Origin of the sequence: Paenibacillus luteus (genome assembly GCF_006542765.1) — a bacterium.
Classification (GTDB): Bacteria; Bacillota; Bacilli; order Paenibacillales; family Paenibacillaceae; genus Pristimantibacillus; species Pristimantibacillus luteus.
Genome location: NZ_SKCD01000088.1, coordinates 174,220 through 195,103, shown reverse-complemented (window position 1 = coordinate 195,103; position 20,884 = coordinate 174,220). Strand labels below are relative to the sequence as shown.

Sequence of the window (20,884 nt, the reverse complement as noted above, 5' to 3'; positions counted from 1 at the left end):
GAAATCGCATGGTTTTAAAATGGTTAGGCAGATTGCTGCTGCTGTCATTCGCGGCTGTCATTCTTGCCCCGCTGCTTATCGTATTGTTTACCTCATTAAAGACAACGCCGCAATTTTATGCCAATCCGCTTGGGTTACCGGAATCGTTGTCCTTTCACAACTATCAGTCCTTGTTCGACGGACAGCCGATGTGGGGGTATTTTCGCAACAGCATCGTGGTCACCTTGGCTACCGTTGGTCTTGAGCTGCTGCTGGCCGGCTTCATTTCTTACGGCATTATGCGCTCAGGCAAACGGGTAGGGGCGGCTGTATTTGGGTTGTTTGCGGTCGGTTTGATGGTGCCGTCTCAGGTGAACATGATTCCCATTTATACTTTTGTGCATAAGCTGGGCTGGAGCAATTCGCTAACGGGATTGATTATTGTGTCGGCGTCCGTGCTGCTGCCGCTTTCGGTGTTCATGCTCTCCGGATTTATGAAGACGCTGCCGAAGGAGATTTTGGAGGCTGGCGAAATCGACGGCGCAGGCGAGTGGACCTTGCTGGCTCGCATTGCCTTTCCGCTCAGCGCTCCTTACCTTGCGGCTACAGCTGCTTTCCTGTTCGTCATTGTCTGGAATGATCTCTTATTCCCGATGCTGCTTCTGAATGGCAAAGACAAGCTGACGCTTCCGCTTGCTATGCTGCAATTCCGCGGCGAGTACATTACGGATTACCCGGTGCTCCTTGCAGGCGTTGTGGTAACTGCCCTGCCGATGATCGCCCTGTTTATTTTCCTACAGCGTTACTTTATATCCGGCGCACTGGCAGGATCGTTGAAAGGCTAGTTTTGGGCGGGCAGGATTATTTTCTGAAATGGTCCTGAAACTGGCTGGGGGTGCAGTTGGCGTATTTTTTGAAGATGCTGATAAAGTATTTATAATCCTTAAAGCCGACCTCGGTTGCGATGTTGTATACTTTGCCCGTGCCCGCTTGAAGCTGCTCCATGGCCTTCTGAACGCGGTAGCGATTCAAAAAATCGTTGAACGTATAGGAAGTCTCCGCTTTGAATTTTTGATTCAAGTAGGTGGAGCTGATGCCTATTTGGGTAACGAGATCCTGGATGCTAATCTTCTCGGCATAATGCTGCTGGATATAGGCGATCATTTGCGAGACGTATTTGGAGGTTTGATTTGTGTTCTCCAGGATGCTGGCGCTGATCGTCTCATCAATCTGATGAGGCTGCTTCTTAAGCAGCTCATATTTCCGCTTAAGCTCGATCTGGTTTTTGGCACGATCAAGCGCAGCAAGGAGCTGGTCCTGCTCAAGCGGCTTCAGCAAATATTCGCTTACCCCCAGATGAATTGCTTTTTTGGCCAAATGAAACTCGTCATAGCCTGAAATGATAATGTAGCTGCATATCGCCTCATCGAGGCTTTTCTCAATCATCGTAATGCCGTCCATCAAAGGCATATTCACATCGGCAATGACAATATCGGGCTGTAATTGCTTGATCTTGGCGAGCCCTTCTTCTCCGTTGCAAGCCTCATCGATAATGACGCAATCGGCCGCTAACCAATCGAAGGTATAGCGGAGCCCCTTGCGAATCATTTCCTCATCTTCCACCAGCAGAACTTTAAACATGCACATCACCCTTCTCGTAAGGCAGTCTGATTGTTACACATGTTCCTTCTCCTAAACGGCTCAGAAGCTGAATGCCATAACCTGGGCCATAGAGCAGCAGAAGCCTCCGGTGCACATTGCTCAGGCCAATATGCTTTGTCGGAATATCGGGATCATTCAGCAGCTGCCGGATTTGCTCCAGCCGCTCTTCGCTCATGCCGCTTCCGTCGTCTTCTACTTCAAGAATCAAGTCCGTTTCGTCCAAATAACCGCGAATGGATATCAATAAAGACTCTTGATGAAGATAACCATACCGAATGGAATTTTCGATAATCGCCTGTAGGAGAAGCTTGGGAACTAACGCATGCCTGCTCTGTTCGGAGAGCTGCATGTCATAGCTCAGCCGCTCGTTAAAGCGGATTTGCTGCAGGCGCAGGTAATCCGTCGTATGATTCAGATCGTCGCTTAGCAGAACGGTTTGGCCATCGTTGCTGATACTGTAGCGGAGCAGCCGGGACAATATCATGACGATGTCCTGCGCTTGCTTGCTGTCCACCACAATTGCATATCGAAGCGTTTCCAATACATTGAATATAAAATGTGGATGGAACTGCGATTGCAGATGCTTGACCTCGATTAGCCGTCTGAGGTTTGAAAGCTCCTCATTCTTATGGAGCAGCTCATTTAAGCGAGTAAGCATAATGTTGTATTGATCTGCCAAGGTTTCGAATTCATCTCCGGTATGGATGTCGACATAAGAGAGCGTGTTTCCTTGCTGCAGCTGATTGACGGCAAACAGCAGCTTATCGATGGATTGCGTATTTCTGGTCGACATTTTATTAGCCAGAAATTGAATGAGAAACCAGAGCAGCAGGCTGGTCACGACGATGAATACGATCAAGGATACATAAACATACCGCTGAAGCTGACTGGAATTAAGCGTGAATACATTTATTTCGGTTAATGGAATGCTGGCTTGGCTCATATAGTACGAGCCGCCATTAAGCTGGACATTGCCTTTGGAATTAAAAATGGGAGCGAATTTATTCATGAGGCCCTTCGTTATATTGTTGGTCGTCGCAATAATGGTGTGATGGCGGTCGGTAATGACTGAGATCTCGTTGTTTTGCACAAAGATGAGCTTCTGAAAATCCTCCTCATACAGCTGATACAAAATATATCCGATGACCTGGTTGTCCTTAATGATAGCTTTCCCAAAGGTATAGACGGTGTATCGATCGTGAGAATAACGGATTTTGTTCGCCTCGACAAGTGTGGACTCCGGCGCTTTGGCGATACGCGGGACAATCGTTCTGTAGATCGTCTCCTGAATATCCGAATCAGAAGGGGCGGTCGACGCCAAATAAATGCCTTTCGTATCGATGATATAGAACACGCTTTTCACCGTTTGATGGGTGTTGAACTCGTAAAATTCCTCATATACATTTTGGCTCTCCAGTCTCGTCGCGGCGAAATCGGATACGAGCGGCAAAGCGGCCATACGATTAATTTCATCATAGTAGTTAAAATAGACGCCGGAGAGGGATGCGCTGATTACCTTGTTCGCTTCCTGTGATTTGTTGGCTACAATGATCTTGGCATTGAACCCGGTAAACAGGAGGAAGAAGACAAATAAAACGATGATCGGCATGAAGGTGTACCGAAGGAATAGCAGACGGATGGATTCTTTGAAGTTGCTTGAGTTTTCGGCCATTTCGCACCCCGCATCATGGTTTTGTCTAGACTACTATCCTGCCTTATTTTCGGCGCCAATACAATAAGAACAAGCCAGAGCTTGCGCGAAGCAAGCTCTAGCTTTGAATGATGGGTTACATCGTAATTTCTTTTTTGCCTGACAGCTTGAAGAACAGCAGGAGCGATAGGACGGTAATGATGGTGAGAATGGTGGAGAGTGCGGCGGCTACGCCATAATTGCCGCGGATAACCTCCGTATAAATCGCGACGGTCATCGTCTTGGTATTGCCGGTGTACAAAATAATCGACGTGCTGAGCTCGGTTATAATGCTGATCCAGCTGAGAATGGCACCGGCCACGACGCCGGTAATCATCATCGGAAGCGTGATTTTGAAGAAGGTGCGCATGCTTGAGGCTCCCAGACTGATGGAGGCCTCCTCTATGCTGTCGTTAACCTGGTGGAGCACTGCGGCGCTGGAGCGAATCGTGTAAGGCAGCCGCCGGATAACGAACGCTGCAATGATGATAAAGATTGTTCCGCTAAGCACCAACGGCTTCTGGTTAAAGGTGACCAGCAGGGCGATACCCAGAATGGAGCCTGGCACGATATAAGGGAACATGGTGAAAACATCGAGCACATTCGCTATGGCGCCTTTTCGTTTAACCGTAATATACGCAATTAGAACGGCCACAAATACGATGATCACAATCGATATAGCTGCAAGCACAAAAGTGTTGTAAATTGAATCGCCGATTTTGGAGAAGGCCGAGCGGTAGCTGTCAAAGGAGTAGCCTGGCACGAAGATGCGTCCCGATGTTTTTAGGAAGGACGTATACATCACGTACAGCTGCGGCATCAAGGCGATTGCCGTATACACATAAACGCAAGCATGTGCTACGAAGTTCCACAGTCCTTTTGCTTTCTTAGGCTCGATGGGATTAAGCGCGCTCATCGTAAAGGATTTGCGGTTGGAAATATACTTTTGCAGCAGGAAGACGGAAGTCGCGAAGAGGACGACGAGCACGCTGATCGCGGCAGCAAAGCCGTCATCACCGCCAACCTCGCTTATAAATTCCGTAAAGATAAGTACGGGAATCGTCTTGTAGCCTTCGCCGATCAGCATCGGCGTACCGAAGTCAGCGAGCGCGCGCATGAATACGAGCAGGGCGCCAGCCAAGATGGTTGGGGTTACAAGCGGGACCAGCACCTTCCACATTTTGCGAAGCCCAGTATAATTCATGCTCTCGGCAGCTTCTATTAAAGAATGGTCTACATTTTTTAATGCTCCGGATACATACATGAACACAAGAGGAGAGAGCTGCAAGGTCAGGACGAGCAGAATCCCGGTGAATCCATAAATATCGGGCATGGCAATGCCGAACACTTTGCTTACGAAGTTAGTAATGACGCCGTTTCTGCCAAGCAGCAAGATCCAGGAGTAAGCGCCGATGAATGGCGCGGACATGGAAGAAATCAGGATCAGAATCTGGATCCACTTGCCGCCTTTGATTTTTACGGTAGACATGATATAAGCGAGCGGACCGGCAATCAGAACAGACAACACGGTAACGCCGACCGTTACTTTAATGCTGTTAACCAATGCGTTCAAATAATATTTTTTGCTAAAAAACTTCTCGAAGTAAGCAAGTGAAAAGTCGCCGGTAGTGCCGTCCACGAAGCTCTTGATGAGCAGCGTGAACAAGGGATAAGCGAGAAACAGAAGATAAGAAGCGAAAATCAGCAGCGTGATGACCATCCAGACATCGAACTTTTTGCGAGAAGTCATGAACGCACGCTCCCCGTATAATTGACCTCCCCTTGCTCGTCATAAACATTCACCTTTGCCATATTGGCTTTAAGCCAGACCGTCGTGCCCGGCTGCAAAATCTGGTCGGCCGTGGACTCTTGGGTAATTTCTAACCGCGGGCCGGTCTCCAGATCGACATAATAATGCGTATTCAGGCCGAGGAACACACTGCTCACGATCTTTGCCCGCAACCCTTGCTGCTCTTCAGCGATATAAAATTCTTCGGGGCGGACAGAAATTTTCACCGGCGCTTTGCCATGGATGCCCATCGCATGCTCATTCATGCCTTGGATGCTCTCTTGATAGCCGGCGCCAAATGATACGCTGTATTTGCCGCTAGCATACGTCAAGATTCCATCGATTATATTCGTGCGACCGATGAAGGTGGCTACAAATATGTTGGCGGGGCGCTGGTAAATTTCCTGCGGCGTTCCGACATGCTGGATAACCCCTGATTTCATGACGGCGATTCTGTCGGAGACGGCCATCGCTTCCTCTTGATCATGAGTAACATAGACGGTTGTAATTCCAACCTCTCTCTGGATGTCTTTAATCGCATTGCGCATTTCAACCCGGAGCTTGGCGTCCAAATTGGATAACGGCTCATCCATCAGAAGCACATCCGGCCGAATGACGATGGCTCTTGCGAGTGCTACGCGCTGCTGCTGGCCGCCGGAGAGGTTTTTGGGCATTCTGTCTTTATATTCCTCAATTTGAACGACTTTTAGTATATCTTCTACTTTGCGATGAATGTCATCCTTGTTGTTCTTGCGATTTTGCAAGCCGAAGGCGACATTGCCTTTGACCGTCAAATGGGGGAAGATCGCATAGTTTTGAAAGACCATGCCAATGTTTCTTTTGCCCGGCGCCACTTGATTGATAACGCGTTCATTAAATTGAATTGTTCCGTCCTCGATGCTGTTAAAGCCGGCAATCATTCGGAGCAGCGTTGTTTTGCCGCAGCCCGATGGGCCAAGCAGGGTGAAAAACTCACCCTGCTTGATGTCTAAGGACAGCTCGGGAATGACCTTGGTCGACCCGTATTTTTTGACAACATCCCGGAAAGATATCGTTACACTCATTCTCGTCACCTCATCTTGGTTGAATTAATTTTGCAGGCTGGTAAACAAATCGGTGTAACGCTCGATAATTTCCGATTTATGCTCACGTACATAATCATCGTCTTCCTCTACGACTTGGATCTCGTTCATAGGCTTCATATGGCTGCCTAGCTTCGCATCCTTGAGGAGCGGACGGTTCGTTAGCTCCAAGCCGAAGGCATCTTGTGCATCTTGAGAAATAATAAAATCGATAAATTTCTTCGCGTTGTCTTCGTTTTTAGAGCCTTTTACGATACCCGCCACAGCATCCAAGAACACGGCGCCTTCGCTAGGGTAGACGATTTTGACAGGAGCGCCGCTTTTGATATAGCTAGCAGCCGGATCTTCATAAGTGAGGGCGACAACATATTCGCCGTCGGCTACGCTTTTGTGTGCCGCGCTTGATCCGCTTGCGATTTTTCCGTCCAAATTTTTGATTAGCTCTCCGACATAGGACCAGCCCTGCTCCGAGGTATAATCGCCGCCTTTGGCTTTCAGCATATTCGTTAACTGGGCAAAAGCGGAGCTTGAGCTTGCCGGGTCTGCCGTAGCAATTTTGCCTTTCAGCTGCGGATTAAGCAAATCCTGATAGCTTTCAATTTTGATGTCGCCTGCCAGATTCGTATTGACTAGCAGCACGCTTGCGTCTGAGATATAAGAGGTCATGAAGCCTGCTTCATTGTGATGGCCATCGAGCAGGTTCTTGTCATTGGGGGAAACATAGGGCTCGAACAGCTCTTCGTTGCTCATGAATAGGGCATGTGAGCCGCCGAACATAACATCGGCGTAGGGTTTCTCTTTTTCGGATTGCAGCCGTTTCAACAATTCGCCAGTGCCTGCCGATACGAGCTCGACGGTAATTCCGGTTTGCTTCTCAAACATAGGAATCAATGTATTGATGATGTCTTCGCTGTTTGGCGTATAGACGACCAGCTTCGTGCTCGCCTTGTTACCGCCTTCATCTTTGCTTGCGCTTCCGCATGCTGCTAACAATCCTACAATCAACACTAGAGATGTTATTAAACCTAACGTTTTCTTCAATAGTTTCGCCCCCTAAGTGGAATATACGTTAATATTATCAGGTTTAAAAATGATGAAAATCCTATAATTCATAAATAACGTCTAAAATACACAACAATAAGTTGGTTATATCATGGAAATTACGTTTAAAGTAAGAAAATATAACGTTAAGTTAATTGAATTCACGTATCGTCTTCATTTTTTGGTAGGCAATTATCCCAATCGTGAACATAGCGATGCCGCTTAAAGTAATGATGAGTGCGGGGCCGTATAAATCAGATAGAGTAGAGAAGATCGCAAGGCCAATCGGTGGCGTGACGCTGGTCAACGCACCTAACAGCCCGAATACTCTTCCTTGCAAAGCTGGCTCAATAGCCACACGAAGGGCAATGAAAATAATCGTTGTGCTGAAGGAGAAAAGGAATCCGACCAGCAGGATGAGCGGCAATGCAATTGTGGCCGAAGGCATCTGGGCAATGGCGACGAAGGCGGGACCCATGAGCAGTACGCTGCCCAGAATCCATTTGCCACGGTGCTTTAAGCGTTGATCGAGCCGCATGATGAGAATAGAACCTACGACGTAGCCCATCGGAATACAGGCCTCCATGAGACCGAAGATAAAGGGCTTCGCTTGCCATACCTGAACGACCATGACCTGAATGAGCATGAAGGTGGACAGGAAGAAGAACATGACGAGCGGCAGCAAAAGGACGGCAGCTTTGGCGAAGGGATTGTTCCAGACATAGCGGAAACCGTCGGTTAGATCATGTTTAAAGCTTGCTTGCGGCTTGCTCGTATCCTTTGCTGCTGCATAAGGGAATATACCTGCGAATAGGAGCAATAGAGCGGATACCAGAAAGGCGGCAGCATCGATGGCGATTGCAAATGCTCCGCCGAGGAAAGCTACGGCGATACCGCCGAGCGCAAAGCCCATAATACGGGTCATATTGTCTGAGATGCTGATGGCGCCTACCGCTTGGGTGAGCTGCTCCTTGCCGACGATTTCGATCAGCGAGGCTTGAAAGGCGGGTCCGCGAAATACGCCGACAAAAGCGACAAGCCCGGATAGGAGAACGATATACAGAAATGGAATATCAGGCAAATAAATAAGGACAGCCATAGCACCAACGAGGACAAAACGGACGATATCGGTTACCCACATCAGCTTGCGGCGGTCGACTCGATCAGCAATCGTACCCGCGAATGAGCCAAATACCATATTAATAATCAACTGCGTTATGAGCACGGTCGACATGAGCTTGGCGCTGCCGGTCGTTTGCAGCACCCATAGATTGATGGCGATGCTGTGAAAGGTGTTGCCAAGCAAGGAGAGGCTGTAGCTGGAAAAGACGGCGAGAAAAGCGCGGTTGCGCCAAATGGATGTGCTCTTTGACGGTTGCTGCGCGAGAGCTGCTTGCTCTTCATTTGTTTTGTTGGCTAATTCAAGCATGTTGGATTCCTCCTGATTTTGGTTTGCGATAAGGTATAAGGAATAAGGAATAAGGAATAAGGAATAAGGAATAAGGAATAAGGGTGGACATAAGGGATCTACAATGTTTTCGAAGAAGCATAACTTAAACGTTTAAGTAACCGTAGAGAATGGCAGAGATAACTCTGCTCATGCTTAAAATGACTTGAGTATTTGAAGAAGGCGGTAGGTTGAATTGCTGTTACGGCATTACGATTGAGCAGGTTTGACATGAAGGTATTTGTTTTCGGGTCCTTGCATCGGATTCGCAAGCAGCTGCAGCATGAGCTTCAAAGCTACTTCCGCTTTGCCTGTTTGAAAGGCTACTCGTGCTGAGGAGGGAGGGAGGATCTCAGGGCAGTCAGCTGTACAAATCACAGTGAACTTAGCGGGATCTGTAAATTTAGCAGCGGCAAGCGCAGCAAACTCATTCAGGATAATGCCAGGTCGATGATCATTTTGACTAAGGAAAGCTTGGAGCTGCGATTCATTGGTTAAGATGTGAATGGAACGTTGATCGATCCCTGAGCTGTTGCAAATATGGTCTACAAGCTCGGAGTTATTAAAGCTGTCGACAATGAGGTAGCCGTGCTGCCGTTCTGTCGTGGTTAAGGCGTGCGAAAATGCGGCGGAATAATCATAATTAACCTTATAAAATAAAGGATCATCGATAATGCTGTCGATCACGATTAGCGGAACGCCTGAAGAAAAGTAGCTGGAGATTAGATGGAAATATTCCGTTTTGACATCTACGACAAAGACGCCATCCAATTTGCGCTCGGATATGATGTCCAGCTTTGGATCGGAAGCATCGAGGCTAAACAGCACAACATGGTAGCCCTTCGTTGACAACAGCTTCTCCAGCCGGCTTACAAATTGGGAATAACGGAGCTGCTGCCAGATGCTGTCATCCTCGTTTTTGTTGATAAGGATGCCAATCAAGCCGGATTTTTGTTTGACTAGTGAGCGGGCTGCCAGGTTGGGCACGTAATTCAATTGTTTGGCGGCCTCAAACACTCGGCATTTGGTCTCTTCCGGGATCGTTTGATTGGTCACGTTATTGAGCACGTAGCTCACTGTAGCGACCGAAACCTCAGCGGCTTTCGCGATGTCCTTAAGCGTTGCTTTTTTGATGGGAACTCAGCTCCTTTGCCGTATGCATGGATTCGTTTAATCATCGCTTAATCGTTTAAGTTATTATGGCATGGATATTTACATATTGTCTAGTGGTTTCTCGCCTGGATTCTATAACGATTCTATTGTGAGGAGCTGCTGTGTGCATGCGTACATGCTGGCATTAAGAAAAGGCAGTCCAAGTTGGACTGCCTTGCGGCAAATACCAGTTATGCGGTCGTTTGCTCCAAAATAATAAAGCCGTAGGCAGGGAGGGTGAGCTGAAGCAAACCGTCCGAATGGCTGGAGATCAGGGTTCCTTCCGAGTGTTCACCAGCGCTCGAAAGCAATACGCGCCATGAAGCTTTATGGCTGATTTCTGTCTGTACAGCCGATGCAGCCTGAGAACCGTCTAACGCGGCTTCAGCGTTCAAATCTTCGGTCGATTCTTCGCTAAGCGTGCTGACGGGTGCTTTTAACGCCTCATCCGTCGCTAGGGTTGCTTCTTGCTTGCTCGCGAAGCCGGTGAACTCGACGACATATGGCGTTAAGCCGTTCTCGGACGATGCCGCTTCAATGGCAAAGCGAAGGTCTGCTGCTTCGGCGCGCGCGTTCATGGCAACAAGGATACGCTGCTTGCCCTCGCGTCTTTCATAGGCCAGCGTTCCTCCTGCTTGTCCAATATGAACAAAGCGAATATCCGTGCTGCGGAGCGCGGAGTAACGGTGGCGGAGATGAATGGCCGCCTGATAAAATCTCAGCAGCTCGGCATTTTGCTCAGCAGGGTCCCAGACCATGCATTTGCGACAGCCGGGATCACCGGAGCCGTTCATGCCTACCTCATCCCCGTAATAAATACATGGCGTGCCCGGATAGGTTAGTTGGAATAAGGAAGATAGCTTCATCGCTCCAATGTTATCGTCACAAATCGTAAGCAATCGCGGTGTATCATGGCTATCGAGCAGGTTGAATGCCGTCTCCGTCACCTGCTGCGGGTAAGCGGCAAGCTGGGCGCCGATCGCATCTGTGAATGCAGCAGCATCAATGGTTTGATAGGCAAAAAAATCGAGAACAGCGTTCGTAAGCGGATAATTCATGACCGCATCGAATTGATCGCCTTGCAGCCACATCATCGAATCATGCCAAATCTCGCCCAAAATATAAGCCTCAGAATTAACGGCTTTAACGGTCTGACGGAATTCGCGCCAAAACTGGTGATCCACCTCATTGGCAACATCAAGTCGCCAGCCGTCGATGCCAATTTCCTCGATCCAGTAACGAGCAACGTCGAATAGATACTTCTTCACCTCGGGATGCTCGGTATTCAGCTTGGGCATTAGCGGCTCGAAGGCGAACGTTTCGTATGAAGGAATGCCATTCACGACCTGCAGCGGCCATTCGCGCACGTGGAACCAATCCGCATATTTCGATTGCTGGCCATGCAGCTGCGCATCGACAAATGGCGGGAAGGTTTTGCCAGAGTGATTGAATACCGCATCGAGCAGGACGCGGATACCGCGTGCGTGGCAAGCATCGACGAGTTCCTTGAGCTTCTCGTTGGTGCCAAAATGCGGATCGACCTTCATATAATCCTGCGTATCGTATTTGTGATTCGTTGTCGCTTCAAATAGCGGCGTAAAATAAACCGCATTAATGCCGAGCTCGGCGATATGATCCAAATGGTCCAGAACACCTTGCAGGTCTCCGCCAAAAAAGTTTTGTGGAGTCGGCTCGCCGCCCCATGGCAGCACATTCGCAGGATCAAGCGAAGGATCGCCATTAGCGAATCGCTCCGGAAAAATTTGATAGAAGACAGCATCCTTTACCCATGCCGGCGGTTCAAACACATCAACAGGATTTATATATGGGAAATCAAAAAATGTATTCGAATTATCCGGCAGCTCCGCCTCAAAGCCTTTGTCCGTCAAAATAACCGTTTCCGAGCCGCTAATTAAGCGAAACGCATAACGCAGCCTGCGAAAAGGAGGGACCACAGCAGTTTCCCAATAATCAAAGCGTGCGTCAGATGACATGATCCGCATCGGAACGGTCGTTAGGGTTTGCTCCCAGGCATATTTATCACCGACAACCGCTTCCACAAGCGTGGCATCGTTTTTTTTGGTACGTACGCGGAGGTGCAGCGTGTTGCCGTCATAGGCGTAAGCCCAGTTTTGTTTTGGCCGGTGATAGACTGCTTCTAATAACATCATGATCTCTCCTTCAAAGTAGGGGATAATAAAATAGAGGATGAAAACGCGAAAAAAGGTACAACCTCTGCTTATAAAAGCCGAGGTTGTACCTTTTTCCATAACACGTTCAGGCGCCGCTCACGCGAAGCATCATGCGAACATATGGTTGCGGTAGCATTGCCTTTCTATTGTAACTCTCAACACATTTATTATACATAAATTGCACGTATTGTACTAGACCGTTATTGAAAAAAAAGTTTACGCAAGCACCGATTCATGAGCTTGGGATTCCAAGTAGCGCTCGCAATCCAGAGCGGCCATGCAGCCGCTTCCCGCAGCCGTAATTGCTTGGCGGTAATTGCGGTCCTGCACATCGCCACAGGCGTAAACGCCAGGGATGTTTGTCTCCGAAGTACCAGGCTTCACGATAATGTAGCCTTGATCGTCCGTATCGATTTGCCCGCCAAGGAAGGCGGTATTTGGCGTGTGCCCGATGGTAATAAACAGGCCGTCTGATTCAAGCAGCTCTTCCTCGCCCGTTTCATTGTTGCGGACTTTAAGGCCCTGCAAGCCCATGCCTGTAGCAGCAACCTCAAGCGGTGTGCGATTTAAGCTCCAAACGATTTTTTCGTTGGCGCGTGCGCGGTCCTGCATGATTTTTGATGCGCGCAGGTCTTCCCGGCGATGCACGAGTCTAACCTCGGAAGCAAAGCGTGTAAGAAATACCGCTTCCTCCATTGCGGAGTCGCCGCCACCGACGACGATGATTTTTTTGCCGCGGAAGAAGAAGCCGTCACAGGTTGCGCAAGTGCTCACGCCGCGGCCAATGTTTTCTTGCTCGCCCGGTATGCCGAGGTACTTGGCCGAAGCGCCTGTGGAAATGATAATCGACTCGGCTTGCAGCTCGCCGATGCCTTCGACGTCAAGCGTGTAAGGACGTTTGCTGAAGTCGACGCTTTTCACGGAGCCGGTTTTGAATTTTGCGCCAAAACGCTGGGCTTGCTTCCGCATATTGGACATCAGCTCGCTGCCGAGAATGCCGTCCGGGAAGCCTGGGAAGTTTTCAACCTCTGTCGTTGTCGTCAACTGGCCGCCTGGCTGCCAGCCCTCAATCACAAGTGGCTCCATGTTCGCACGTGCAAGATAGATCGCTGAGGTAAGTCCGGCAGGGCCGGTACCGATAATAATCGTTTTGTATATCATCTATGTTCTCCTCCATTCGCAAATTCACTGAGATAATAAATACTACTTTAAAATTATTACAATCTAGCTGTAAAGTCAATATCGTTCATGTAACGTTCATGTTGGTGATGTATGCTGATTAAATCGACTACATAAGCCAAACTGGAGGAAGCAGATTATGCCAAAAATCGTCGTTGCCGATGATGATCCAAACATTCGTGAGCTGGTCAGTCTTTTCTTGAAAAGAGAGGGCTACCAGGTCGTTGAAGCCATAGATGGAGTAGATGCGTTAAGCAAGCTGGAGGCGGTGCGCGCCGATCTGGCGATTATTGATGTGATGATGCCGCGGATGGATGGCTGGGCGCTGTGCTCTGCTATGCGGGCAAGCTATGATATTCCACTGCTCATGCTGACAGCCAAAGGAGAGACTACGCAGAAGTTGAAGGGCTTTGAGCTTGGCGCGGATGATTATATGGTTAAGCCGTTCGATCCGCCGGAGCTGGTAGCGAGGGTGAAGGCGCTGCTCAAAAGATACCGGATTACGGCGTCACAAACCGTAGAGTTCGGCGCAGTCCTCATGAACCAAACCGATTTTCAAATGACAGCTGGAGGCGAGGCGACCACCCTGCCGCCCAAGGAATTCGAACTGCTCTTCAAGCTGGCGAGTTACCCTGGCAAAACCTTTGCACGCGACCAATTGATCGAGCAGATTTGGGGCATGGCTTACGAGGGGGACGAGCGAACGGTTGATGTGCATATCAAAAGGCTGCGTGACCGTTTTCCTGAGGAGTTGTACCGATTCCGTATCGTCACCATCCGCGGTCTTGGTTACCGGTTGGAGGAATGGGCATGATTCGCAGCTTATATTTCCGAATAACTGCTACTTTTCTTATTATTGTTCTGATTAGTATCGGCGTAGCTTTTTTATTTACGAATCAAATGTTTAAAAGGGATGCAAGGGGACAGCTGCCGAATCAGATGGATAAGTCGATTGACCGGATCGAACAGCTGTATGCGGTGTCCAAGCCGTCATCTATGCAGGAGTTTCTGAATGAAATGTCCGCGTTGCAAGGGCAGTCTATTATAGCGATCAACAGTGTCAACCGACTGGTCGCAGTTGGGGATCGCAGCGAGCTGATGGTGGAGAGACTCACTTATGATCAACTGGCGAGGGTATTTGGCGGCAGTACGGTGAGACTGGAAGTATTCAATAGAGAAGAAGGCGGACCGCCACTGCCGCCTGCTTACGGCAGGCTGGTTCAGTTTGGCAATGAGAAATGGGCGCTGTTCGTCCAGATGGATCGCTTTCCGCAAAACAGCAACTTCATATGGACCGCTGTCACGCTGCTCGTTACGCTGCTCTTGGTCGGAAGCGTTCTAATTCTCGTGGCAGCCCGCTATTTGGTGCGGCCGCTGAAGATGATGACGAATGCGGCGACCCGGATGTCGGAAGGGGATTTCTCTGTCCGCCTGCCCGCCAGGCGCGGGGATGAGCTAGGCGAGCTTGCCGAGGGCATGAACAAAATGGCGCTTAGCCTCTCCCAGCTTGAAATGATGCGGCAGGATTTTGTGTCTAATGTATCCCATGAGATTCAATCGCCGCTCACCTCGATTGGCGGCTTTGCGGAAGCGCTGCGGAGCGAGGAAGTCACCGAAGCAGAACGGGAACGGTACATCAACATTATCAAGCAAGAGAGCATGAGGCTGTCCCGTTTAAGCGAGAATTTGCTTAATCTAGCGTCGCTGGACTCCCAGCAGCATCCGTTTCATCCGCAAACCTACCGGTTGGATCGCCAGCTGCGCGATGTTGTTTTAGCCTGCGAGCCGCACTGGCTGGCCAAGCGTCAGACACTGGAGCTTTATATGGAAGAAACGGTCATCGTGGCTGATCAGGACCAGCTCAATCAGGTGTGGATGAATCTATTTTCCAACAGCATGAAGTTTACGCCAGAGGGGGGCAAAATTTTCTGCTCCTTGACCGAGCAGGACGGCTTTGCGGTCGTTCGCCTGACAGATACGGGAATCGGCATTAGCGAAGAAGACCGCGAGCGTGTGTTTGAACGCTTTTATAAGGGAGACGTATCCAGGGACCGCAGCCAAGGGGGAAGCGGACTCGGATTATCGATTGCACAAACGATTGTATCCATTCACGGCGGAAGCATTGTGTTGGACCCGGATGCGGACCAGCTGGCCGGAGCAAGCTTTGTCATTCGTCTTCCCCTAGCACCTCCTGCCAGATAGAATCAGGATGTGCTATTTCTGGAGCAAAGTATGCAATGGAAACAAGGAAAGATTGGATAATCAAGAGCAGAATCGTTATGATGGAAGGAGATAAGCATTTCATGCTGTGAATGAGGGGAGAAGCATAAATGGGGAAACGCATACGGAAGGCTATTATTCCTGCGGGGGGACTCGGCACAAGGTTTTTGCCGGCTACGAAGGCGCAGCCAAAGGAAATGCTTCCGATCATCGATAAGCCTGCCATTCAATACATTGTAGAAGAGGCCGTTCAATCGGGCATCGAAAGCATCATTATCGTCAGCGGACGGAACAAGCGGGCAATTGAGGATCATTTTGATAAGTCGGCTGAGCTGGAAATGGAGTTGGAGGCGCGCCATAACGAGGAAATGCTCGAGATGGTCCGTAAAATATCACAGCTTGCAGATATCTATTATGTTCGTCAGCGGGAGCCGCTAGGGCTTGGGCATGCGGTGCTGTGCGCACGCCGCTTCGTTGCTAACGAGCCGTTCGCCGTGCTGCTTGGCGATGATATTTTGAAATCGGACCCGCCTTGCCTGCGCCAAATGATGGATGTGTACGAGCAGCAGCATTCCTCCGTCGTCGCGGTTATGGAGGTGCCTTGGGATCAGACGCACAAATATGGCATCGTTGATATCGAGAGCGACAAGCAGGTAGCGCGCGTTCGCGATATTATTGAGAAGCCAGCTCCGGGGCAAGCGCCTTCCAACTACGCGGTAGTCGGACGCTACGTATTGGACCCTGCGATTTTCGATTTACTGGAGAAAGCGACGCCAGGCAAGGGCGGGGAAATTCAGCTCACGGACAGCTTGCAGCAATTGAACCGGATCGCCCCGCTGTCGGCCTATCGTTTTGACGGCCGCAGGCATGATGTGGGGGACAAGCTTGGCTTCGTTCAGGCTACGATTGATTTTGCGCTGGAGCGGACAGATTTGGGTGAAGAGGTTCGAAGATATATGCTGGAGCGACTTAAGGAAACGCATAGGTAGAGGATCATGGTGGAGAGACTTAAGCAATCGCATAGGTAGACGATACTGGTGGAGAGAGTTAAGGAATCCCATAGGTAGGCCATAAAGATGGAAGAATCGCTTTGGAGCGGTTCTTTTTTTATTTTATAAGATGAATGGAAGAGATGAAGGGTAAGCGAAGCGAGATGTTGGTTCTGGAGAAACGAAGTGTTCGCCCTTGTAGCCGGATTCTGACCTTTACATGTCTAAGTCGATCAAAGAATCTGGTTACAACCGCGATTCTTTAGAATCATCTATTCGCGCAGCGACATAAACGAGAAAAGTTGGTTCAACCTATATAGCTATAATCGTCTATATGTTTTCCAGCTTCGCATTTATAAATAAGCTTATCTGTTGTCGCGAATCCATCTCTTTTGGCTCGGCTGACCTGTTATGAGCGTGGTTGTTTTCTTATCCTGTGAAGAGGACAAGATCATGTACGTACAAGTTTCGCATATGCTATACTACTAGGCATACAACTAACGGAGCTGAGGTGTGAAGTGAAGGAACAGCAAACGCCTAAATATATGCAATTAAAGCAGCAAATTTTATCATGGATCGTCACGGCGCAGTTTAAGCCGCATGAGAAGCTGCCTTCCGAGAATGAGATTGGCAAGCAGTTCGAAATGAGCCGTCAAACCGTTCGCCAGGCGCTGGGTGATTTGGAGCAGGAAGGCTGGCTTTACCGAGCCCAAGGCAAAGGGACCTTCGTATCCGACCAGTCGGCGCCAGAGCGCAGGAATTCACCGCAAGGCATGACTATCGGCATGATAACGACCCATATCTCCGACTATATTTTTCCTACGATTGTTAGAGGCGTGGAATCCAGTCTGCGTGCGGTTGGAGCACGGCTGCTGCTGGCAAGCACCGACAATGAGAAGGATAAGGAAAAGGACAGCTTGGAGTCCATGCTGCGCGAACCGCTGACGGGGCTTATTATTGAGCCAACGAAAAGCGCGGAGGGAAATCCGAATTTTAATTACTTTTTGGCGCTCGATGCGCTCAAAATTCCTTATGTCATGCTCAACGAGCGGTATAGCGACGTTGATGCGCCGTGCCTGCGCGTGGACGACGAGTTGGGCGGCTATCGCGCTGCCGAGCATTTAATTGCGCAGGGGCATAAGCGAATTGCTGGATTTTTTAAGACGGATGATTTTCAAGGCGTGCATCGGATGCGCGGTTTTCTCCGGGCTCATCGGGAGCAGGGATTAACGGTTCCGCCGGACTTTCTTCTACGCTACACAACGGAGGAGAAGCAGGAGAAGCCGGTGCAGGCGCTGTTCGCCATGCTTCAGCGGGAACCGGAGCAGCGGCCAACGGCCATCATTTGCTACAATGACGAATTAGCGGTCCGCATGCTCGATATTGTGCGCCAGATCGGACTGGCTGTGCCGGAGGATCTATCAATTATCGGCTTTGATGACGCGAACCTGGCAACGGCAACCGAAGTGAAGCTAACGACGGTAGCCCACCCGAAAACCGAGATGGGGGCAGACGCTGTCGAGCTGCTGCTCGGCATGGTCGAGAAGCAGCGCCGCCAGACCGTGAACAAAATCTACGATCCTAAGCTTGTCATCCGTGAATCGACGCAAGCGCCGGCGATTCCAAGCTAGGCCTGTTTTGAAGCAGCGCCGCCAGACCATGGATAAAATCTACGATCAAAAGGATTGTTATTCGTGAATCAACGCCAGCGCCAGCGACACAAAACTAGGCCTGTCTTGATGCGCGGGTTCCCGAAATGTGTGCCTGGCACAACCAAAAAAATACGTGACACACTTGTACGTACAACTTATAATAAAATTAGAAGTATTCAATATTAATGTCCGTATAAGTCAAGACGGGCACACATTGGGATGCAAGCTTGAAGGGAGCGAACGATTCTCATGTTGGAAGCGTTGAAGCATGCGGTTTGGGAAGCGAATATGGATCTTCCGAAATACGGTTTGGTCACTTTTACTTGGGGTAATGTAAGCGGCATCGATAGGGAATCCGGCTATGCGGTTATTAAACCAAGCGGCGTTCCTTACGAGGAGTTGAAAGCGGAGCAGATGGTTGTTGTGGATCTGGACGGCAACGTTGTTGAGGGTAACCTGCGTCCTTCCTCGGATACCGCAACGCATGTGTTATTGTATAAAGCATTTCCGAATATCGGCGGAATCGTGCATACGCATTCGCCATGGGCGACAAGCTGGGCACAGGCCGGACGCGCGATACCCGCGCTGGGTACTACGCATGGCGACTATTTTTACGGTGAAGTTCCTTGCACAAGGGCGATGACAGAAGCGGAGATTACCGGTGCTTATGAGCTTGAAACCGGCAATGTCATCGTGGAAACCTTTACGTCGAACGATATCGATCCTAATCAAGTGCCTTCGGTGCTTGTGAACAGCCATGCTCCGTTCTGTTGGGGCAAGGACCCGCATAATGCAGTTCATAATGCGGTTGTGCTTGAAGAGGTAGCCAAAATGGCGCTGCACACGTTCCAGCTTAACCCGAACGTACAGCCGATGGACCAAGCGCTGCTTGATCGCCACTACTTGCGCAAGCATGGTGTGAACGCCTATTACGGTCAAAAATAAGGAGGACTCGGATAAATGAGCAAAAAATATGCAATTGGCGTAGACTACGGTACGCAATCGGGACGTGCTGTTCTTGTTGACTTGACGAACGGCGCTGAGGTTGCCGAGCACGTTACCCCTTATACACACCATGTTATCGATGAGAAGCTGCCGGTATCTGGCATTAAGCTGGAGTATGACTGGGCGCTTCAGCATCCGCTTGATTATATTGAAGTGTTGGAATTATCCGTTCCTGCCGTTATGAAGGAATCCGGCATTGATCCTGTTGATGTCATTGGTCTAGGCATCGACTTTACGGCATGTACGATGCTGCCAATCGATGCGGAGGGTCAGCCTCTTTGCGTGCAGGATGCTTACAAGGACAATCCGCATAGCTGGGTGAAGTTGTGGAAGCATCATGCTGCACAGGATGAGGCTAACCTGATCAACGAAATGGCTGCGCAGCGCGGAGAGAAATGGGTACCACGCTATGGCGGCAAAATCTCCTCCGAGTGGATGATGGCCAAAGCTTGGCAGATTTTGAACGAAGCGCCAGAAATCTATGAGACGGCAGATAAATTCGTAGAAGCAACCGATTGGGTCATCGGCCAGCTGACAGGCAATATCGTTCGTAACAGCTGTACGGCTGGTTACAAAGGCATGTGGCACAAGAAAGAGGGCTACCCGAGCAAGGAGTTCTTCAAAGCGCTTGATCCGCGCCTAGAGAATCTGACCGAAACAAAGCTGCGCGGAGAAGTTGTTCCACTTGGCTCGAAGGCGGGAGATTTGCTACCGGACATCGCTGCCCGCATTGGCCTAGCGCCAGGCACGGCGATTGCTGTTGGCAACGTTGACGCGCATGCGGCTGTACCGGGCGTTGGCGTTGTAACGCCAGGCAAGCTGGTTATGGCGATGGGAACATCGATTTGCCATATGCTCCTCGGCACAGAGGAGAAGGAAGTCGAAGGCATGTGCGGCGTTGTTGAGGACGGCATTATCCCGGGTTACTTCGGCTACGAAGCAGGCCAGTCTGCGGTTGGCGATATTTTCGAATGGTTTGTGGAGGAGTCGGTTCCAGCATACGTGCTGGAGGATGCGGAGAAGGCTGGCGAGAACGTGCATGTGTATTTGACACGCAAGGCCAATGAGCTGAACGTGGGCGAATCCGGCCTGCTTGCTCTGGACTGGTGGAATGGCAACCGCTCCGTATTGGTGGATACGGACCTGACTGGCACGATCTTAGGCTTAACTCTGCTCACGAAACCTTGGGAGGTATACCGTGCCCTGCTTGAAGCGACGGCATTTGGCACGCGCAAAATCGTCGATGCGTTCCACAGCAACGGCGTAGAAGTGAATGAGCTGTACGCTTGCGGCGGATTGCCGCAGAAGAACGCACTGCTTATGCAAATCTACGCAGACGTTACGAATCGCGAAATCAAGGTTGCGGCATCCAAGCAGACGCCTGCGCTTGGTGCAGCGATGTTCGGAGCTGTAGCGGCTGGCGCAGCGAATGGCGGCTTCGACAGCATCGTGGATGCGGCTCAGAAGATGGCTCGCGTACGCGAAGAAACGTTTAAGCCCATTCCGGCAAACGTTGCGGTTTACGAGAAACTGTATGCCGAGTATAATCTGCTTCATGATTACTACGGCCGCGGCTCTAACGATGTAATGAAGCGCCTTAAGGCGATTAAGGAAGAGCAGGCGTAAGCTCTTTCCACATCATAGGGTGGATGAATTCGCTCGTAAGTGTTCAATAAGTAATTTTTTAATCATAGGTGATCTGGTGTAACCAGACTGATACTGAGCCATGAATGAATACTTATCAACGGAAGAGATTGGTTATATCTTCCAGATGAGTATTTCCTTCATGGCTTGTTTTGTGAAGA

The 20,884-nt window shown here is 49.8% G+C and carries 16 protein-coding genes; 7 read left to right on the top strand and 9 right to left on the bottom strand.

The genetic code is table 11. The annotated features are described in order from the left end of the window. The first annotated feature begins 8 nt into the window (after positions 1 to 8). Positions 9 to 824 (top strand): carbohydrate ABC transporter permease, encoded by an 816-nt coding sequence (locus E0496_RS34130; protein WP_141506362.1) that lies wholly within the window; start codon positions 9 to 11, stop codon positions 822 to 824. A gap of 16 nt (positions 825 to 840) precedes the next feature. Here the strand turns inward: E0496_RS34130 and E0496_RS34125 are convergent, their stop codons facing one another. From E0496_RS34125 to trxB, 9 genes are all read right to left on the bottom strand, one after another. Next, complete coding sequence (locus E0496_RS34125; RefSeq protein ID WP_141506361.1) at positions 841 to 1,620, bottom strand: response regulator transcription factor; 780 nt, start codon at positions 1,618 to 1,620, stop codon at positions 841 to 843. After that, positions 1,613 to 3,313 carry a sensor histidine kinase gene (locus tag E0496_RS34120; protein ID WP_141506360.1) on the bottom strand — a complete coding sequence of 567 codons (1,701 nt, stop codon included), beginning with the start codon at positions 3,311 to 3,313 and terminating at the stop codon, positions 1,613 to 1,615. The genes E0496_RS34125 and E0496_RS34120 overlap by 8 nt, the downstream gene beginning before the upstream one ends. 115 nt (positions 3,314 to 3,428) lie before the next feature. After that, positions 3,429 to 5,081, bottom strand: a complete 1,653-nt coding sequence (locus E0496_RS34115) for an ABC transporter permease (protein ID WP_141506359.1) — start codon at positions 5,079 to 5,081, stop codon at positions 3,429 to 3,431. Further along, positions 5,078 to 6,184 carry an ABC transporter ATP-binding protein gene (locus E0496_RS34110; protein WP_141506358.1) on the bottom strand — a complete coding sequence of 369 codons (1,107 nt, stop codon included), beginning with the start codon at positions 6,182 to 6,184 and terminating at the stop codon, positions 5,078 to 5,080. Before E0496_RS34110 ends, E0496_RS34115 begins: the two co-directional genes overlap by 4 nt. 24 nt (positions 6,185 to 6,208) lie before the next feature. Continuing rightward, positions 6,209 to 7,243 (bottom strand): ABC transporter substrate-binding protein, encoded by a 1,035-nt coding sequence (locus tag E0496_RS34105; protein WP_141506357.1) that lies wholly within the window; start codon positions 7,241 to 7,243, stop codon positions 6,209 to 6,211. Positions 7,244 to 7,394: 151 nt separating this feature from the next. Further along, positions 7,395 to 8,672, bottom strand: a complete 1,278-nt coding sequence (locus tag E0496_RS34100; RefSeq protein WP_141506356.1) for an MFS transporter — start codon at positions 8,670 to 8,672, stop codon at positions 7,395 to 7,397. A gap of 228 nt (positions 8,673 to 8,900) precedes the next feature. Continuing rightward, positions 8,901 to 9,800 carry a LacI family DNA-binding transcriptional regulator gene (locus E0496_RS34095; RefSeq protein ID WP_277755905.1) on the bottom strand — a complete coding sequence of 300 codons (900 nt, stop codon included), beginning with the start codon at positions 9,798 to 9,800 and terminating at the stop codon, positions 8,901 to 8,903. A 233-nt stretch (positions 9,801 to 10,033) separates the two neighbouring features. Beyond that, positions 10,034 to 12,010 (bottom strand): glycoside hydrolase family 13 protein, encoded by a 1,977-nt coding sequence (locus E0496_RS34090; protein WP_141506418.1) that lies wholly within the window; start codon positions 12,008 to 12,010, stop codon positions 10,034 to 10,036. 240 nt (positions 12,011 to 12,250) lie between these two features. Next, on the bottom strand, positions 12,251 to 13,192 hold the full coding sequence (gene trxB, locus E0496_RS34085; protein WP_141506417.1) for a thioredoxin-disulfide reductase: 942 nt from the start codon (positions 13,190 to 13,192) through the stop codon (positions 12,251 to 12,253). Positions 13,193 to 13,352: 160 nt separating this feature from the next. On the opposite strand from trxB, the gene E0496_RS34080 reads away from it, so the two are divergent. The 6 genes from E0496_RS34080 to E0496_RS34055 all read left to right on the top strand — a co-directional run bounded on the left by E0496_RS34080 (position 13,353) and on the right by E0496_RS34055 (position 20,705). Beyond that, on the top strand, positions 13,353 to 14,027 hold the full coding sequence (locus E0496_RS34080) for a response regulator transcription factor (RefSeq protein ID WP_141506354.1): 675 nt from the start codon (positions 13,353 to 13,355) through the stop codon (positions 14,025 to 14,027). Further along, positions 14,024 to 15,415, top strand: a complete 1,392-nt coding sequence (locus E0496_RS34075; RefSeq protein WP_141506353.1) for a HAMP domain-containing sensor histidine kinase — start codon at positions 14,024 to 14,026, stop codon at positions 15,413 to 15,415. The genes E0496_RS34080 and E0496_RS34075 overlap by 4 nt, the downstream gene beginning before the upstream one ends. A gap of 128 nt (positions 15,416 to 15,543) precedes the next feature. Then, entirely contained in the window at positions 15,544 to 16,422 is an 879-nt protein-coding gene (galU, locus tag E0496_RS34070; RefSeq protein ID WP_141506352.1) for a UTP--glucose-1-phosphate uridylyltransferase GalU, read from the top strand. A 518-nt stretch (positions 16,423 to 16,940) separates the two neighbouring features. Further along, entirely contained in the window at positions 16,941 to 18,053 is a 1,113-nt protein-coding gene (locus E0496_RS34065) for a GntR family transcriptional regulator (protein WP_141506351.1), read from the top strand. A gap of 270 nt (positions 18,054 to 18,323) precedes the next feature. Further along, positions 18,324 to 19,019 carry an L-ribulose-5-phosphate 4-epimerase gene (gene araD, locus E0496_RS34060; RefSeq protein WP_139991638.1) on the top strand — a complete coding sequence of 232 codons (696 nt, stop codon included), beginning with the start codon at positions 18,324 to 18,326 and terminating at the stop codon, positions 19,017 to 19,019. A 15-nt stretch (positions 19,020 to 19,034) separates the two neighbouring features. Beyond that, positions 19,035 to 20,705, top strand: coding sequence for a ribulokinase (locus E0496_RS34055; RefSeq protein ID WP_141506350.1), 1,671 nt, complete (start codon positions 19,035 to 19,037; stop codon positions 20,703 to 20,705). Positions 20,706 to 20,884 lie beyond the last annotated feature (179 nt).

Coding starts and splice junctions, on each gene's coding strand:
- E0496_RS34125 (WP_141506361.1), bottom strand. CDS start 1,620: ATGTTTAAAGTTCTGCTGGTGGAAGATGAGGAAATGATTCGCAAGGGG.
- galU (WP_141506352.1), top strand. CDS start 15,544: ATGGGGAAACGCATACGGAAGGCTATTATTCCTGCGGGGGGACTCGGC.
- E0496_RS34055 (WP_141506350.1), top strand. CDS start 19,035: ATGAGCAAAAAATATGCAATTGGCGTAGACTACGGTACGCAATCGGGA.
- E0496_RS34115 (WP_141506359.1), bottom strand. CDS start 5,081: ATGACTTCTCGCAAAAAGTTCGATGTCTGGATGGTCATCACGCTGCTG.
- E0496_RS34075 (WP_141506353.1), top strand. CDS start 14,024: ATGATTCGCAGCTTATATTTCCGAATAACTGCTACTTTTCTTATTATT.
- E0496_RS34120 (WP_141506360.1), bottom strand. CDS start 3,313: ATGGCCGAAAACTCAAGCAACTTCAAAGAATCCATCCGTCTGCTATTC.
- araD (WP_139991638.1), top strand. CDS start 18,324: ATGTTGGAAGCGTTGAAGCATGCGGTTTGGGAAGCGAATATGGATCTT.
- E0496_RS34090 (WP_141506418.1), bottom strand. CDS start 12,010: ATGTTATTAGAAGCAGTCTATCACCGGCCAAAACAAAACTGGGCTTAC.
- E0496_RS34100 (WP_141506356.1), bottom strand. CDS start 8,672: ATGCTTGAATTAGCCAACAAAACAAATGAAGAGCAAGCAGCTCTCGCG.
- E0496_RS34080 (WP_141506354.1), top strand. CDS start 13,353: ATGCCAAAAATCGTCGTTGCCGATGATGATCCAAACATTCGTGAGCTG.
- E0496_RS34130 (WP_141506362.1), top strand. CDS start 9: ATGGTTTTAAAATGGTTAGGCAGATTGCTGCTGCTGTCATTCGCGGCT.
- E0496_RS34110 (WP_141506358.1), bottom strand. CDS start 6,184: ATGAGTGTAACGATATCTTTCCGGGATGTTGTCAAAAAATACGGGTCG.